This window comes from Candidatus Flexifilum breve, from assembly GCF_016713355.1.
In genome coordinates this window covers 21,856-37,573 of the sequence record NZ_JADJPI010000009.1, presented here as the reverse complement: position 1 = coordinate 37,573, position 15,718 = coordinate 21,856, and the positions used below count along the sequence as shown (strand labels likewise).

Sequence of the window (15,718 nt, the reverse complement as noted above, 5' to 3'; positions counted from 1 at the left end):
AATACAGTCAACTTAGTTCGCCTCAGGAGTACCCATCATGGCTAAAGCGGTTTGGAAAGACGTCGTCCTCGCCGAAAGCGACCAGACCATCGTCGTCGAAGGTAACCACTACTTCCCGCCGGATTCGGTCCACATGCAGTATTTCACCGACAGCAGCACGCACACCACCTGCCCGTGGAAGGGCATGGCCAGCTATTATTCGCTGGCCGTGAACGGTGAAATCAACAAGGACGCCGCGTGGTTCTACCCGACGCCGAAAGACGCCGCCAAGCAGATCAGCGGGTATATCGCCTTCTGGAAGGGTGTCAAAGTCACCCCGTAAGTGCACAGCCAGTCGACTCAGATCCGAGGGCAGCGGCGGGATGGAAATGCGGTACACTATCCAACATAGCTGAACAGACAAGGGGAAACGGACGGTGTCGAAACGAATCGCGCTGCTGGTGCTGATGGTCATCAGCTTGACCGCTGTGGGCGTGGTCTATACGGCGCTTGAGGCGTCGAGTTCGCTTCAAGCAGTCCCGATCCCCGACGGCATGCCTATCCCGATTCCGCCGCTGGCCGAACTCGTCGGCGACGCGACCGACGATGCGACCGCGACCGCGCGCATCCTCAACTACTACACGGCCAATCACGACGCGCTGGTCGTCGCCTTCAACGAGGCAGACGAAACCCGCTTGCGCGCCCTGTTTGGCATGTATATCGTCCATGTCGACGTACCCTACAATGTCGTCGACGTGCTGCCCGTCACGCTGCTCGACTTCGTGCAGTCGTCGACCGCGCACTGCGGCACGTATTCGCTCGCCCAATCGCAGATCTACGACGCTTTCGGCTTAACATGGCGTTTTGTGCTGGCCGATGGCGGTTGGCATGGCATCATGGAAGTGCTGGTCGGGCGGCAGTACGAGACCTTCGACGCCACGTCAAATGTGTGGGTCAACCTCTCCATCGGCGAGATGATCGCGGGGATGACCTATACCGTCATGGATGAGCCGCGCCGCTACCGCGAGTTCTACGCGCCCGTGCTCGATCCCACGACCAGTGACAGCTTCCGCGTGCATCTGACCGACGAACGCTGTAATCGGTGCAGTGTGCCACAAATCCGCGCGGGCTTTCCGCAGTGGGGGCTGCGCGTCTTTCCGTCACGCTGGGAAGTCGATCGATTGAGCGCGAATTCATAACGATGGATACCGATCAGCTCGTCCGGTTGGCGTTGACCGTGCCCACCGCCAACGCCCTGGCGGCGCTGCGGACGCTGCTCACCTTACCGGATGGGGCGGCCCGCCTCAACGCTGAACTGGCGCGGCGGGATCCACGTGAGCGCGCGGCGTGGGGCCAGCAGCTTGCCGCGGCGGATCCCCGTCCCGGCGTCGGCTTACGCGCCGATGGCTTACCCGATATCCAGTGGATCGCGATTCCCTCGGGCACCTTTCGCTATGGCCTCGGCGATCAGCAGCGCCAACTGGACCTCGCCCCCTTCTGGATCGCCCAGTACCCCATCACCTACGCGCAGTTCGAGGCGTTTCTCAGCGCGCCGGACGGTTACAGCGATCCGCGCTGGTGGGTCGACCTCGTTCAGCAGCCCATGACCACGCAGTGGTTCAAATACGCGAATCACCCGCGCGAGAATGTGTCGTGGTGGCAGGCAGTCGCGTTCACCCGCTGGCTGGATGCGCTGCTGCCCGCCAGCAGCCGCCCGGCCGCCGGATCGATTCGTTTGCCGACCGAATGGGAATGGGAGAAAGCGGCGCGGGGTATTGATGGTCGCGTGTATCCGTGGGGGGATGAGTATCGAGCGGGCTATGCCAACGTCGACGAAGTGAGCGGCGGTCAGGGCGCGACATACCTGCCGCACACGACCGCTGTCGGCTTGTACCCGCAGGCGGCGAGTCCCTTTGGCGTGCAGGATCTGTGTGGGAATGTGTGGGAATGGTGCTTGAATGAGCACGCCCACCCATACAACCTCGGCGTGAGCGGGCAGGCCGTGCGCGTGGTACGCGGCGGCTCATGGGACGATGCGCCGTTGGTCGCGCAGTGTGCGTTTCGGGCGGGCAGCCTCCCCGCCAGCCGTTTCAGCGGGCGGGGATTGCGCGTGGTGCTCGGCGCTGCGCCCGTTATTCCGGAATGAGCGTCGGCAGCAGGTCGTTGTACTGGCGCGTGCCCGTGTCGAAGATGCCGAACCCGGCTCCGAATTCCCAGTAACACCAGCCCAGCCCCTCGGCTTCCGCGGTCTCGCGGACGAAGGCCGTCCACTTGAGCCGCGACGCCTGATCTGCGCGCGAATACGCGCCGAATTCGCCCATCAGCACGGGGATGCCAGTGCGCGCGCTCCAGTCGCCCGCCAGATCCAGCCGCTCCGTGATAAACGCCAGATCGCTGGCGCTGCCCCACAGTGTGCCGAGATACACATCCATCCCTTCGACCCATTCCGCGCCCTGATGCGTGAACTCGAACGGATCGTAGAAGTGGAAGGTCGCCAGCAGGTGATCATCCTGCGGGATGGCCATTTCCAGCAGCCCATCCAGCGAATTCCAGTAGCCCCCGCCGACGATGATCGTGCGCTCGGGGTTGGTCGCGCGGATCGCGGCGATCACCTGCGGCTGCATGGTGTCCCACAGTTCGGGCGTGAGCGCGCTGTTCGGCTCGTTCATCGCCTCGAAGATCAGCGTATCGGGGTAGTCGGCGTAATGCGCGCCGATCTGATCCCACAGCGCCAGCACGCGCCCTAAATGCGCTTCCGGTTCCCACGCCAGTTCATCATAGTGATGAATGTTGAGGATCACCGTCAGATTGGCGTCCAGCGCCCAGCCGATCACCTCATCCATACGCGCGAAAAAGTTCGGGTCAATGGTATAGGGTGGCTCGAAATCCGCGTGCCCAGACCACTTGGTCGGGATCCGCACCGCATCAAAGCCCGCATCGGCGATGGTCTGGAAGTAGTACTCCTCGACGCTCAAGCCCCATTCGCCCTCATTGGGCGCTTCGAGCATGTTGCCAAGGTTGACACAGCGCTCGACAGGCAGCGGCGCGGATGATTGCGCCGAGACCGTCGGCGCAACCCCCACGAGCAGCACGAGCAATACGATTAGTTTGCGCAGCATAGTTCACCACTTTATCTCTGTTGGCGCGATCATCTCATCATAGCGCGGACAGTCGAATTCCGGCTAGGCGATCCACATGAGTAGTTGTGCAACGGATCGTCGCAAAATTGCGTATTATGAACATAACTTCAGGAAATGGGAGCGAAGACCATGCGCGAACGGATGTTAGCCACACTGGGAATCTGGGCAGCCGCGGCGTTCTCGGTTGATCGGCTACTGGCGGCGCTGCGCTATACGGTGTGGACGGAGGGCGCGCCACAAACCATCCCCGGCACGACGGAGCAGATCGTAACGCAGATTGCCAATACCCAATTTGTCGACGGCGGCATGCAGATCGCGATTTTCGTCATCCTCTTTCTAGCGCTGTGCTGTGCAATGGGCGCGACGATCGCCATCTGGGAAAGCGCCAAGAACGACGTGTCTGAACGTCAGGCGGTTGCGTCGGCCCGCGAGAGCGAGAAGATCAAGCGGACGCGGGAAATGCGCGTCAAGCGCTTGCTCAGCGTGCTGGACGAGGAAGAGCTGGCCGAACTGGAAGCGCAGCACCTCAACGAAGACGAGATGACGGTCGCGCAGTTGATGCAGCAGAAGCGCAGCACGCGCGAAATGTAAGCGCGGAGGGCTGTTACCCCCACTGACCTTGGGTCGCCCAAGGCGCAAAGCTTCGTTATGATCAGCAGCTTTACTGACTCGGCGAAACTTGAAATTTGGAGATGACAGTCAATGGGTGCGCAGCGCTGGGAATGGAAGTCCAACCACGAAACAACCACATTCTACGCGGATCACCTACCCATCGGGATCATCCTGCCGTTTACGCATGATCACATCACGGCGACGGATGAGCTCACTCAAATTGGCGCCGGTGTCTTTTCGTGGGTGCGGCACTTTCAGGTCAGCTCGTCCAGCACCAACGTTCGGTTGCTGATGGAGTTCCGAGTCCCCCGCCCCATGACCTACGGGCTGATCCCCTCCGTCTCCTACAACGGCAATCCGTGGGGGCCGGGACAGGATGTCAAAGGCTTCACGGTCGACGGCGAACCGTGGACGTTCGCCTATCACCGGGTGGCGGTGTGCGGCGCGACCTATTCCGAGAATGACGACTGGTCGGTGGCGTTGTTAGCCGCGGAAGGCTTCACTGGCTCCTGTTCGCTGCACCCTGCTGACCAGCAGGTGACGCATCGACTGCTGTGGCCGGAAGTGGAGACGCCGCGCGTGTACAGCGCGCGTGACCAATACGCAGCAGCTTACGAAACGGCTGCCACCCTCGAAGCCGGCGCGGTGATCAGTCTCCACGCGTATCTGGTCTTCACCCCGGTGCAGGAACCGCGTCAGGCGTGGCGAACGATGCTGGATATCGCCTGGCAGCAGCACGAATACCAGCATCAACCGCGGTTTACCTGCGAAGAACTGTGGAACTGGGGTATCCAGTATGCGACAGAGAGCCTATGGGCGGAAGAACGTCACTTCAAGGGTTTCTCTATCGGCTTGGCGTGGGAGGACCACGACTGGTCGCAAAGCCCCGACATGAAATACGAAATTGGTTGGTGTGGGCAGAATGCCTCGCTCGCGAATGCGCTGCTGTTCGATTATCTGCGCAGCGGCAATCAAGCGTCGCTGGACAAAGGGCTGGCGGCGCTCGACTCGTGGGCGGCGTATGCCCCGCTGGCCAACGGGCTGTTCTGCTGCCACTTTGACCCGTTGATTGGTCTTGAGCATCCCAAAGATAACCTGCAGGATGGTTGCAATCTTGGCGGGGCAGCGACCTATTTCTTTGAGGCGCACGAACTGGCGGCACGGTGTGGCGTTGAGCGCCCCGGCTATCAAACATTGGCGTTCGGCATCTGCGATTTCTTCGTCAAACACCAGTTTGAAGACGGAAATTTAGGTCGCGCGTGGCACAATGACGGGACCTGTGCGGCGACGGACGGTACGACCGGGTGCTTTCTCGTGCCGCCGCTGCTCACGGCTTTTCAGCTTTCGGGCCAAGACGAGTATCTCACCGCGGCAAAACGCGCCTTCGCCTTCTACATGGCCGGGCTGATCAAGCAGGGGTTCACCGCCGCCGGAGCGCTCGACACGCATTGTATTGACAAAGAATCGGCCATCCCGCTGCTGCGTTCCGCCCTTATGCTCTATCGCCTCACCGGAGAAGCTGAATACCTCCAACACGCCGAACATGCCGCCTATTATCTGGCTTCGTGGCAGTGGCAGCACACGGTTCACTATGCGCCGGGTACGGCATTGGCGGAACTGGCCTACGACACATTCGGCGGAACCTCGGTTTCGACCCAGCACCACCATATCGATCCCTACGCCCTGTCGTTTCTGGATGCCTGGCTCCAACTTGCCGATCTGACAGGAAATCCGGTATGGAAACAGCGTGCGCAGGCGGTGTGGTCGAATGGGATGCTGGGCGTATCCGATGGCCAACTGCGCGTCATGGGCAAACTACGTCCGGTTGGCAGTCAGGATGAGGGTTTCTATCACACACGGTGGGGCAACCCATTCAATGTGTCCCAGTGGTTGGTAGCGTGGCCCACGGCATTTCGTCTAGAAGTGCTGCGCAGCTTGACGGACTGGTCACTGCTCGACGCGGCCAAACCATAACACTGCGAACGAATCGTTCCAACTTTGGTTTACGCTGAGGCACCGTATAATCACTTGAAATCGGCCCCTCTGAGCGTGTCAAAAACCCCATACTTCCTAGCCTAACAGGGGATATGCTTCTCAATGAAACGAGGGTTTCCTTCGCCCACGCAAGCGGGGAGGAGAAGGAGAGGCGTTGCGAGCGATATTGTCTCCCCGCCCTGAATTCGGGGCGGGGGTGGGGTCAGAACGCGGCCTTATTCGAAATTGAAGGTTCCGACGAAGGCATCCAGCGCGGCCAGCGACGGCGCGAAGTCGCTCGGCGCGGCCTGTTCCAGCGCAGCGATGGTCTCCGTAACGTACTGCGGCCACTGCCCATAGAACACATCCGGCTCAACGGGTTCCGGTTCGGTCGGGAACATCGGCGCGGTGATCGGGAAGCTCGCCGAAATGTACCACTCTCCATCCGCGCTCACCCCCTGGAAGGTGTAGGTGAACATGTTCGCGAGGAACGGTTCCGGCGACGCATTGCTGTACGTGATGTAGGCAATGCCGCTCACGTCTGCGCTTTCGACATAGTGCAGCCGCGCCCGCAGAATCTGCCCATGCGGCAGGGTGGGGATGTACGGCAGCACGTCGAAATACGCGCCGGTTTCGTCGCGCCGATCCCACTGGCTGAGGTCGGGGCGCTCGGCGATCAGCGCCTTGAGCGCGTCCGCCTGCATCGCCAGCCACGGATAGTCCGCGAGTTCGGCAACGTTATACAGGCGCACCCCGGCGATGCTGTCAAAGGCGGTGTCCGGCAGCCCCAACTCTGTGTAGAAATCGAAGCGAACGTGCGGCGCGTCCGCGAAGCCGGGGCCAAATTCCGGCGAGTCGCCGGGATACTGAGTGATATTCACGTTCGCCGCGAACGTGGGGTCGAGCGGAAAGCTGAAATCGGCCACCGTGACGGTCGGCGGTTCGCTTTCCTGCGCGAAGGCGGGTGTCACTGCCAGCAGCAGCAAGCTGATGATCAGCGTCCATTTATGCAGCATGAGGTTCATACTCCTTACATCGACGGCTTAGCTGTCGATTCGATTGATACTTGGCATTAAATGACAAACTTAATTCCCACACATGGGACAAAAGCCGTAGGTAGGCTGAGCGTAGGCGCAGCGTCATGGGCGCGTAGGGGCGCATGGCCGTGCGCCCCTACCCCCTCAGATTCGACTGTTTGCCGGATACGGCGCTCAGGGCACCGATTCGTGGAGCACTCACAGGAAAGTGTTACAGGCCAGAAATTCGGATATAAAATATTATTTGAGCGTCCTTTTTGGGGCGCCAAACCGAAAGGATCGATACTATGGCATCTGTGGAAGAACTCAAACGGGTGGCTAAACGGTTCGCTGTCGATGCATGGAACGGCGATGTTGCGATCTTTGACGAAGTCTGCTCTCCGGATTATCACCTCGGAGATCTGACTCTGGCGGACTTGAAACAAGCGATTCTGGCGTATCGTCAAAGTGTCCCCGACCTTAAGGCCACCCTCGGCGACATGATCGCCGAAGGCGACACGGTCGCCTACCGCTGGACGATGAGCGGCACCCACGGGGGCACGGGCAAACCCGTCAGCGCGACCGGGATCACCATTCTGCATTTCCGTGATGGTAAAGTGTTTCGTGATGAATTTGAGTCCAGCAGCAAGAGCTTTGAGGAACAGGTTTCGTAGGAACGAGGCATAAAAGCAGCCTCACCCTCGACCCCGCTCCCAGAGGAGAGAGGGATTGAGGGTTGAGGTCAAACAAAAACAGTTCACAGCGAACAGTATTTAACTGTCCACTGTGAACTGTAAACTGAAAACCTCTTATTCCCTACGGGAACGCCGGACAGGTCTCGCCCTGTAACTGCATGACGCGTTCCGACGGGATGTACACATTCTGCACCAGCGTGCCCTGCACGTCCACATTGACCTTGAACCACAGATTGCCCCCCGCATCGCGCTCCTGACCAAGGATGCTGATCACGGTGGAGGCCGGGATCTGCGCGAACGGATTCGCGGCTAAGTCCGGCGTGGTGCGCAGGTTGGTGTTCTGCACGGCAAACCCACGGCAGATGTAGCGCGGCGTCGGCGTGACCGAGGGCGTATCGGTGGCGGTGAAGGTGGCCGTCGCCGTGTAGGTGGAGGTCGGCGTGTCACTGGCCGTCGGCGTGCTGGACGGTGTGAAGGTTGACGTGGGCGTATCGCTCGCGGTCGGCGTCGGCGAGGCGGTGGGCGTGCTGGACGGCGTGAACGTCGCGGTCGCGGTCGGCGTCGGCGAGGGGAAGAAGACCGCTTCCCACGTCGGGCGCGTGAACCACGCCATCAGCAGAATGATGATGATCGCCACGCCGCCGATGCCCGCCAAGCGCAGTTGATGGCGCTGGCGCAGCGCGCGGATTTGCGACTCGATGCGGTTGACTTCCGAGCGCCGCCCCAGGATGTTGAACGGCTCATCGCGCATGGTTTGCAGCAGCGCCTGCGCCTCTTCGATGTCGCCATCTTCCACGGCGGCGACGGCGCGTTCGATGTAGCGCGTGAGCAGATCATTGACGACCGCGCGATAGCGGCTGTCCTGCGCATAATTCATCAGGCTGCTGAGCATGGAGCGCGCTTGCAGCAGTTCGTTATCGTAGTTCTGCGCGATATGCTGCGCCGCTCGTTCGACCACCTGCCGCGCCCGCTGCATATCGGCGGCGGAAGCGCGCGCGGTCGAGAGCATTTCGCCCATCGGCTGATCGCTCGGGTCGAGCTTCGCGCCGAGATCGAGCAGGGTCAGCGCCTCGTTGGTGAGCGCCAACCGTTCCTCGACGGTCGAAGCGGATGATGCGCGGCTGAGCGCGGAATTCGCCTGATCGTGTATCTGGCTCTTCAGCCCGTTGAGGCGGTTATTGGTCTCCTGCGAGAGCGCCTGCAAGCGCGCGCTGTTCGGCAGCAACTGTCGCAGCCGCGCGACGATGTTGATGATGTTCTGGAGCTGCGCCACCTGATCGCTGAGCGAGCCGCCGAGCATGCTCAATTGGGCGTTCGCGCCTTCGGTATCGCCCTGAATGCGGCGGATTTTGTCGATGCGTTCTTCCGCCGAGGGATCATTGGCGACGACGCGGAGCGCGCCTTCGTATTTGCGCAGCGCCTCGTTCCACTGGTCGTTCGCCATCAGGCGGTCGCCCTCGTTGATCATTTCGCGGGCGAGCGCGAGATCCTGAATATCCAGCAGCGCCTGTTCGGCGTCTTTCCACGAGAGGATGCCTGCGCGTTCCGCCAGATCCCGCGCTTCGCGGTACAGGCGTTCGGCTTCGTCGTAGTTGCCCGCGCGCACCAACGAATTCGCGCGGTTATAGGATACGCGCGCATCAAACGGGATGCGGTGATCCGGCACGACACCGCGAATCAGATTGTCCTCCGCCTTCTGGCGGTACTCCGACGCGGTCGGGTTGCCTGCCTGAAAGCTCAGGACTTTGTTGGCGAGGTCGACCACGATCTGATAATCGCCTGCATAGTAGGCCTGCGTCATCTCGGAGAGCAGCGAGTCGACATCGCCGGAAGGCGCGGACGACAGGCGGCGCGGTTCCGAGCTGGCAGGCGGCATCGTCCCGGTCGCGCGTAGCGGCGGCACCGTGCTCGCCGTATTCCCGCTATTGCCCGTGGGTATGCGCGGCATTTCTTCCTGCGTCTGGATGATCGGGCGAGAGGGGTGGGAGGTGCATTTACGGAGGGGCGGCGGTGGCGGCGTGCGCACGACTCCGTGCCGCACAAACAGGTCATTGACGCGCTGCTGCGCCTGCGCGCTGTGGCGACCCGCGTCTTCCAGCAGGGCGATTACATCGCCGTCCAGCGGGTTCAAGCCCAAGGCCTCCGCGAGAATATCAATCGCTTCGTCGACGTCATCGTCGTCCCCCGCGATCTCGATGCGAATGCGGGCGCGCCGAATCAAGCCGCGCACCGTCGCTGCGACGGGTGAGGTCGGACTGCTCAGCCGCGCCAGTTCGGCAAATAACCCCTGTGCTGCCGACTCAAGCGGGGTGCTCTTGGCGTCCGAGAGCAGCGCGCGCTCCCGCCGTTCCAGATCGGTGATGGCTCCCGCGTCGGCATCGGGCGGTAAGTTTTGCACAGCCTGGCGTAATTCGTCGATGCGTTGTTGTAAATCGGGCATAGTGACTCCTATCAACCGATAGAAACTTACCGCATTTAACCTATCGTCACAAGATCGGATGCTGCCATGCCGAGAGATCATCGGGTCTGGAGCGAATCATGCCAACCCGGCATGAGGATGAACATCCGTGGCAGGCGGTGACACTCGACGTGAAAAATCTACAAAAATCTGCTAAACTCCTGCGTCATCTTTGTTCAGAAATTCACAGGAAGTAACCTCATGCCGATCACACTTCCGCTCGTCTTGTCGGTGATCACGACGGTGATCAGCGCCATTTTTGCTGGAGTGGTGTTCAAACGCTGGTGGGCGGCGCGCTCGGAAGGCAAACAGCGGCCGCATTTGCTGGCGTGGTCGATTGGTTTAGCGCTGTATTTCATCGGCGCGTTCGCGCAGGTCGTGCTGTCATTCGTGTGGAGCCCCACCTTTTTCGCGCTGTGGTACTGGTCGGGCGCGCTGGCCGTCGCGCCGTGGCTCGGTCAGGGGACAGTCTACCTGCTGGTGCGGCGCGGCAGCATCGCCCGCAACATTCAAATGGCGCTCATCCTCATCTGTGCGATGACGCTGCCCTGGGCGCTCTTCCTCACGCCGATGAACGGCGACGCATGGCGTCCCGGCATCGACATGGTGACGATCATCAATGACGTGATGCAGAAGGGCGGCGTGCGCGGCTTCGTCCCTGTGATGAACATCTGGGGGACGCTGGCGCTCGTCGGCGGCGCGATCTATTCGGCGTGGCTGTTCCGGCGTAAGAACATCATGGCCAATCGTGCCTATGGTAACTGGTTGATTGCCGCGGGGGGGCTGTTCCCGGCGCTCGGCGGCGCGCTCATCCGCCTCAACCTGACTGAACTCAAATACGCGGGCGAGATGATCGGCGTGATTCTGATCTTCATCGGCTTCTCGCTGACCGTGAATGTGCCAGAAGACGCCAAGACGCCCAAGCACCGCAAAGCCGCGGAGGGCACGTCCGCATGATGATCAGCGTCGAACTTTACCTGTTTCTGCGGCAGGCGCATTATTTCGTCAGCCGCGGGATGCTCCTCATCGGCTTGATCGGCTTTGTTGTGGCGATCTACATCGGCTTAATCCGGCATGGCGACGTGACGCCGTGGTTTCGGCGGGCCGTGTATGCCGTCGCCGCTCTGACTGTGGTCGAAGCGAGCATGGGCGCGCTCATGTATTTCGGTATCAACGCGCGCCCACATGACGAAGTCCACCTGATCTACGGCCTCGGCGCGATTCTCTCGCTGCCGTTCTTCATCTTTGTGGAGAAGACTGCCACCAAACGTCCGGCGATGGGCAGCTATATCTGGGGCTTCGCGCTGATCGCCGCGATCACTGTGCGCAGCATCATGACCGGCGCGGCGGGATAAATACGGCCTTCCCTTCTTTGAGTTGACTCTATAGGGCAGCGGGGGAATCGAAGGAAGGCGCAAGCGCCTCCCCGCAATGCTCAAAGTAAGCTGCCGAATGTTCTTGTGTTGGGGCAGACCGATGTGTCTGCCCGGTTGTGAGCGCGCACACAGGTGCACCCTACATCCGTTCGTGGATTTTTTTCGAGAACCTAATTTGGTCCATTACCGACCAACTCAGAACCATCTCGCAGATTGAACATACACGTCATCGCAGCCCGCTCAGTTTCTGTGACAATCTGCTCTGTGGACTGATCGCTTATTGCCATCAACCCGAGAAACCCTTGCTTCACCTTGACGCTTGCCAATTTGAAGCCAATGCTTATCCGTAACTGCCGTTTTCTAGAATGTCCCGCTTCTGCTTGACGACCGCCAACGTGCGCTTGAGCAGTCGTAGTTTCGCTTGCGCTGGCCGTTCCTCGCTCAATTGCAGGCCCGCATCCTTCACCCGGTACCGCTGCTGCCTGCTTATAGATTAAGCCTGGTGTCAGCTTGAGGTCGCGCTCGATCTTGACGACGCCCTGCTTGGCTTCCGCTACCATCCCCAGCACATCTCGTTTGAACTCATTCGTGTCTTTCTTGTAACCTATCGCACACCTCACGCTCAGCCTAACGGACATTTCCGGTGTCCGCCAAATTGGGGTAAGGTCATTGAAGTCAAAAAGTACGCTGGCTCGATACCGTCTTCACCATCGGATAACCTCATTTAGAGGTCAGGTTGAAACCTGCTGCCCACAGACTCGCCTCTCCTCAGTCTGCCGATCATCCCCTATAATCGAGAGCGATAGAAATACGCGGATTAGAGGCGCACCCATGTTAGACAAGCTGGCGGGCATCGAGACACGGTACGAAGAACTCGAACGGCTGTTGAGCGACCCCGAGGTGATGAACGACTACACCAAGATCGCCGAGTACAGCAAAGAACGCTCCAATTTGCAGGAGATCGTCGATGCATTCCGCCTGTACAAAGGTCAGGCTCGATGAGCTGGAAGGCGCGCGCCTCATGGTCGCCGATGAAAGCGACCCGGATCTGCTGGCGATGGCGGGCGAAGAAGTCGCGCAGCTCGAAGCCAGCACTGACAAGCTCTACGAAGAACTGAAAGTCATGCTGCTGCCCAAAGATCCCCGCGATGAGAAGAACGTCATTATGGAAATCCGCGCGGGCGCGGGCGGTGATGAATCCGGCCTGTTCGCGGCGGATCTGTTCCGCATGTACAGCTACTATGCGACGGCGCGCAACTGGAAGATCGACGTGATCGACCAGAGCGATACTGGCGTCGGCGGTTTCAAGGAAATCAAGTTTGAGATCGCGGCAAGGGCGCGTTCAGCCGTCTGAAGTTCGAGAGCGGCGTGCATCGCGTGCAGCGCGTGCCCGAAACCGAATCGCAGGGGCGCGTGCACACCAGCACCGTGACCGTCGCCGTGCTCGCGGAGATGGACGAAGTCGACGTGGCGCTCAACATGAACGACGTGCGCGTGGACGTGTATCGCAGCGGCGGCGCGGGCGGACAGTCGGTCAACACCACCGACTCGGCGGTGCGCTTCACGCACATCCCGACCGGCATCGTCGTCGCGGTGCAGGACGAACGCAGCCAGTTGCAGAATAAAGAGAAAGCGAAGGCCATCCTCATCGCGCGGCTGTACGAAATCGAAATTGAACGGCAGCGCAGCGCGCAGGAGAACGAACGCCGGAGTCAGGTGGGCACGGGCGACCGCTCGGAGAAGATCCGCACCTACAACTTCCCCCAGAACCGCGTGACCGATCACCGCATCAACCTGACCAGCTACAACCTGCCCGCGGTCATGGAAGGCGGCATCGACGAATTCATCGACGAGTCGATCACGCGCGATCAGGCGGAAAAGCTGGCGGCGGGCGAAAGCATCGCTTAGAGCGAGGACTGAGGACTAAGGACTGAGGACTAAGCAAGTCCTCAGTCCCGTTCATCTACAGATAGCCGGATTTAGCGTCAAATCGTAAAGTGCAGAGATGCCCGGCTCCAGTCCTCAGCACTCAGTCCTCAGTCCTATTGTGCTTCGATCCCATCAGCAATCGTATTGATCACGCCGCCATCCACATGACCGGGCGTCTGGTATTCTTGCGGCGAGGGCGCGCCGTCACCCGGGAACAGCAGGTGATTCAGCGTGGGGAACGTTGCGAACGTCACGTCATCCCGACTCTCTAGGCCCGCCTGCCACAGTACCAACTCATCCGCGACCGTCACCTGATAATCGCGTTCGCCCTGAATGAACAACATCGGCAGGTCGAGATCTGCCGCCGTTGCCACCGGATCATAGCCCTGCAAATCGAGATAGTAGATGGGCATCGCGCCGAAGAGCAGCGTATCATCGTCGGCGTCTTCTTCCGTCAGCGCGTTGATCTGATCGGAAAGTGCCTGCATAGCGTCAATGGCCTGCTGATCCGCCGCGCTGACCGTCCCGTCGAGTTCGGCGAGATAGCGCGTTTGATCGACGATCGCATCCTGGATCGGACGCGCAAGGGGCGCCAGATAGATCAAGCCAGCGATGTTCGCCGCTTGAGCGGCAATGCGCGGCAGAATATACCCGCCCAGACTATGACCCGCCACATAGATGCGTTCCGGGTCGATGCCTTCGGTGCCGCGCAGCAGTTCCAACGCCGCCAGCGCGTCTTCAGTATATTCAAAGTCAATCGTGAGCGCCGTTGGATCGCTGCCAGCGCCGTGAATCAGCGTGCGCTTGTCAAAGCGCAGCACGGCGATTCCCTGTGTGGCCAGCCCCCACGCCAGGTCACGGAATGGCTTGTTGCTGTACAGGGTTTCGTCGCGGTCATTCGGGCCAGAACCGGACAACAGTAAGACGGCGGGTACGAGGCCATCCGCCGCTGGCATGGAAAGCGTGCCCGGGAGCGGGTAAGCGCCATCGGCATTGATCATCACCTCGGTTTCGCTGAACACGGCGGTATCGGCGTAGGGCGGATCGCTGAACGTCGGCACGGCGGTTGGCTGGAGTGACGACTGCGCAAAGCGCAAACCGCTGATTTGATTGTCGGCGTTGTACGTCACGAGCAGATCGAGCGGGATCAGTTCGAAGTTTAAGTGGAGAATCGCCGTGTTGCTGTCGGCAGCATAGTCGGTTGCGATCAAGCCTTGAAAGTCGCCAACCTGCTGCACCAAATCTCCCCACGCGCCTTCTAGTTGCTCGGCGGTCAGCGCGGCCTGCACTTCGGGGCTGAACTGCTCGTAAATGCCCGCGAAATCGCCGTTGATGAGTCGATCCAGTACCGTTTGCGCCTGCGCGACCGTGGGTTCTTCGGTTGCTTCCTGCGCGAATACCCCGAAGGGCAGCGCCAGCAGCAGCGCCAGTGTTATTACGATAAGCCGTTTCATAAAGCCTCCTACAATGTCTTTGCCTCTGGCAAAGGCCCAAAACAAAAACGCACCGTCATTATAGCGGTGCGTCTCCGTAGAGGGGCGTCTTTGCGCCGGAATTTGACGAATCTTTGACCTGCCGACCTCACCCCGTTTCGCTTCCTCAACCGTCCCACTAGAACCGGCTTTGTAGGGACGCGCTTCTGCGCGTCCGGGGGTTTCTCTTAGATGACCCGAGGACGAGGCATGCCTCGTCCCTACAGATGGATCCTAGCCAGCGCCCCTCACCCGCTTGCGCAGCAAGCGGGGGTATGGCAATATCAGCCGCTGCCAGCGCGGCTGTGCGACGCGACTTCGGTGATAATGCCTTCGGTCGACCTGTTGCGGATCGCCAGCTTGACTTCGCCGATGGCGCGCGTCACCTGAATATCACGCGGGCAGGCAGGCGTGCAGTTGTAGATCGTGCGGCAGCGCCACACGCCGTTCGGCTGGGACAGCACGTCGAGGCGTTCTTTCGCGCCTTCGTCGCGCGTGTCGAAGATGAAGCGGTGCGCCTGCACAATCGCTGCCGGGCCGACGTATTCGCCGTTGGTCCAGTAGGACGGGCAGGAGGTCGTGCAGCACGCGCACAGAATGCACTTGGTCGTGTCGTCGAACTTTTCGCGGTCTTCCTGCGTTTGCAGTCGTTCGCGGCCGTTGGCGGGCAGCGCGGTGTCGTTGATGAAGAACGGCATCACGCGCTTGTAGTTGTCGAAGAACGGTTCCATATCGACGACGAGGTCTTTGAGCACGGGCAGACCAAGGATCGGCTCGATCTGTATCTTGACGGGCTTATCGCCGTCGATGAATTCGCGCGCCAGCACCTTACAGGCCAGTCGGTTGACGCCGTTGATGCGCATCGCGTCGGAACCGCAAATGCCGTGCGCGCACGCGCGGCGCAGCGTGAGCGTGCCATCCTGCTCCCACTTGATGCGGTGGAGCAGCTCGAGCACGCGGTCGTTCGCCTCGACTTCGCTCAGGGTGAATTCCTGAAAGTACGGGCGCTGCTTGGTCGGGTCTTCCGGGTTAAACCGCCGGATACGGAAAGTCACATTCATGAGTAT

14 protein-coding genes and 2 pseudogenes are annotated in these 15,718 nt (G+C 60.5%); 10 read left to right on the top strand and 6 right to left on the bottom strand.

All coding sequences use genetic code 11. The annotated features are described in order from the left end of the window. Positions 1–37: 37 nt before the first annotated feature. The 3 genes from IPK17_RS09010 (at position 38) to IPK17_RS09000 (ending at position 2,125) form a co-directional block, all read left to right on the top strand. Complete coding sequence (locus IPK17_RS09010) at positions 38–322, top strand: DUF427 domain-containing protein (RefSeq protein WP_343417358.1); 285 nt, start codon at positions 38–40, stop codon at positions 320–322. 94 nt (positions 323–416) lie between these two features. After that, complete coding sequence (locus IPK17_RS09005; protein WP_343417357.1) at positions 417–1,178, top strand: hypothetical protein; 762 nt, start codon at positions 417–419, stop codon at positions 1,176–1,178. Between the two features lie 2 nt (positions 1,179–1,180). Beyond that, positions 1,181–2,125: a formylglycine-generating enzyme family protein gene (locus IPK17_RS09000; RefSeq protein ID WP_343417356.1), complete on the top strand. Its 945-nt coding sequence runs from the start codon at positions 1,181–1,183 to the stop codon at positions 2,123–2,125. On the opposite strand, the gene IPK17_RS08995 is transcribed toward IPK17_RS09000, so the two are convergent. Further along, positions 2,112–3,098 (bottom strand): glycoside hydrolase family 5 protein, encoded by a 987-nt coding sequence (locus tag IPK17_RS08995; protein WP_343417355.1) that lies wholly within the window; start codon positions 3,096–3,098, stop codon positions 2,112–2,114. The genes IPK17_RS09000 and IPK17_RS08995 overlap by 14 nt on opposite strands. A gap of 150 nt (positions 3,099–3,248) precedes the next feature. Between IPK17_RS08995 and IPK17_RS08990 the strand changes: the two genes are divergently transcribed. Together IPK17_RS08990 and IPK17_RS08985 are read left to right on the top strand one after the other, a co-directional pair. Beyond that, on the top strand, positions 3,249–3,710 hold the full coding sequence (locus tag IPK17_RS08990; RefSeq protein ID WP_343417354.1) for a hypothetical protein: 462 nt from the start codon (positions 3,249–3,251) through the stop codon (positions 3,708–3,710). Positions 3,711–3,821: 111 nt separating this feature from the next. After that, the gene (locus IPK17_RS08985; protein ID WP_343417353.1) at positions 3,822–5,705 is read left to right on the top strand and encodes a hypothetical protein; all 1,884 of its coding nucleotides are present in this window, start codon (positions 3,822–3,824) and stop codon (positions 5,703–5,705) included. 236 nt (positions 5,706–5,941) lie between these two features. Here the strand turns inward: IPK17_RS08985 and IPK17_RS08980 are convergent, their stop codons facing one another. After that, positions 5,942–6,721 carry a hypothetical protein gene (locus IPK17_RS08980; protein ID WP_343417352.1) on the bottom strand — a complete coding sequence of 260 codons (780 nt, stop codon included), beginning with the start codon at positions 6,719–6,721 and terminating at the stop codon, positions 5,942–5,944. 308 nt (positions 6,722–7,029) lie between these two features. Here IPK17_RS08980 and IPK17_RS08975 point away from each other — a divergent pair, with 308 nt between their 5' ends. Continuing rightward, on the top strand, positions 7,030–7,395 hold the full coding sequence (locus IPK17_RS08975; RefSeq protein ID WP_343417351.1) for an ester cyclase: 366 nt from the start codon (positions 7,030–7,032) through the stop codon (positions 7,393–7,395). A 142-nt stretch (positions 7,396–7,537) separates the two neighbouring features. Here the strand turns inward: IPK17_RS08975 and IPK17_RS08970 are convergent, their stop codons facing one another. Continuing rightward, on the bottom strand, positions 7,538–9,856 hold the full coding sequence (locus tag IPK17_RS08970) for a hypothetical protein (RefSeq protein ID WP_343417350.1): 2,319 nt from the start codon (positions 9,854–9,856) through the stop codon (positions 7,538–7,540). Between the two features lie 219 nt (positions 9,857–10,075). Here IPK17_RS08970 and IPK17_RS08965 point away from each other — a divergent pair, with 219 nt between their 5' ends. The 3 genes and pseudogenes from IPK17_RS08965 to IPK17_RS08955 form a co-directional block, all read left to right on the top strand. Next, positions 10,076–10,831, top strand: a complete 756-nt coding sequence (locus IPK17_RS08965) for a hypothetical protein (RefSeq protein WP_343417349.1) — start codon at positions 10,076–10,078, stop codon at positions 10,829–10,831. Then, a complete protein-coding gene (locus IPK17_RS08960) occupies positions 10,828–11,229 on the top strand; it encodes a hypothetical protein (protein WP_343417348.1) in 402 nt (133 codons plus the stop codon). Before IPK17_RS08965 ends, IPK17_RS08960 begins: the two co-directional genes overlap by 4 nt. A 191-nt stretch (positions 11,230–11,420) precedes the next feature. Further along, positions 11,421–11,600, top strand: a pseudogene (locus IPK17_RS08955) (IS982 family transposase); the annotation flags it as partial. Here the strand turns inward: IPK17_RS08955 and IPK17_RS08950 are convergent. Then, on the bottom strand, positions 11,591–11,716 hold the full coding sequence (locus tag IPK17_RS08950) for a hypothetical protein (RefSeq protein WP_343417347.1): 126 nt from the start codon (positions 11,714–11,716) through the stop codon (positions 11,591–11,593). The pseudogene IPK17_RS08955 and the gene IPK17_RS08950 overlap by 10 nt on opposite strands. 365 nt (positions 11,717–12,081) lie before the next feature. On the opposite strand from IPK17_RS08950, the pseudogene prfA reads away from it, so the two are divergent. After that, positions 12,082–13,158 (top strand): annotated as a pseudogene (gene prfA / locus IPK17_RS08945) (peptide chain release factor 1). A 134-nt stretch (positions 13,159–13,292) separates the two neighbouring features. On the opposite strand, the gene IPK17_RS08940 reads toward prfA, so the two are convergent. Beyond that, a complete protein-coding gene (locus tag IPK17_RS08940) occupies positions 13,293–14,633 on the bottom strand; it encodes an alpha/beta hydrolase (RefSeq protein WP_343417346.1) in 1,341 nt (446 codons plus the stop codon). A 302-nt stretch (positions 14,634–14,935) separates the two neighbouring features. Then, a complete protein-coding gene (locus tag IPK17_RS08935) occupies positions 14,936–15,712 on the bottom strand; it encodes a succinate dehydrogenase iron-sulfur subunit (protein WP_343417345.1) in 777 nt (258 codons plus the stop codon). Positions 15,713–15,718: the final 6 nt, after the last annotated feature.

Coding starts and splice junctions, on each gene's coding strand:
- IPK17_RS08995 (WP_343417355.1), bottom strand. CDS start 3,098: ATGCTGCGCAAACTAATCGTATTGCTCGTGCTGCTCGTGGGGGTTGCG.
- IPK17_RS08935 (WP_343417345.1), bottom strand. CDS start 15,712: ATGAATGTGACTTTCCGTATCCGGCGGTTTAACCCGGAAGACCCGACC.
- IPK17_RS08965 (WP_343417349.1), top strand. CDS start 10,076: ATGCCGATCACACTTCCGCTCGTCTTGTCGGTGATCACGACGGTGATC.
- IPK17_RS08980 (WP_343417352.1), bottom strand. CDS start 6,721: ATGCTGCATAAATGGACGCTGATCATCAGCTTGCTGCTGCTGGCAGTG.
- IPK17_RS08960 (WP_343417348.1), top strand. CDS start 10,828: ATGATGATCAGCGTCGAACTTTACCTGTTTCTGCGGCAGGCGCATTAT.
- IPK17_RS08970 (WP_343417350.1), bottom strand. CDS start 9,856: ATGCCCGATTTACAACAACGCATCGACGAATTACGCCAGGCTGTGCAA.
- IPK17_RS08985 (WP_343417353.1), top strand. CDS start 3,822: ATGGGTGCGCAGCGCTGGGAATGGAAGTCCAACCACGAAACAACCACA.
- IPK17_RS08990 (WP_343417354.1), top strand. CDS start 3,249: ATGCGCGAACGGATGTTAGCCACACTGGGAATCTGGGCAGCCGCGGCG.
- IPK17_RS09000 (WP_343417356.1), top strand. CDS start 1,181: ATGGATACCGATCAGCTCGTCCGGTTGGCGTTGACCGTGCCCACCGCC.
- IPK17_RS09010 (WP_343417358.1), top strand. CDS start 38: ATGGCTAAAGCGGTTTGGAAAGACGTCGTCCTCGCCGAAAGCGACCAG.
- IPK17_RS08940 (WP_343417346.1), bottom strand. CDS start 14,633: ATGAAACGGCTTATCGTAATAACACTGGCGCTGCTGCTGGCGCTGCCC.
- IPK17_RS08975 (WP_343417351.1), top strand. CDS start 7,030: ATGGCATCTGTGGAAGAACTCAAACGGGTGGCTAAACGGTTCGCTGTC.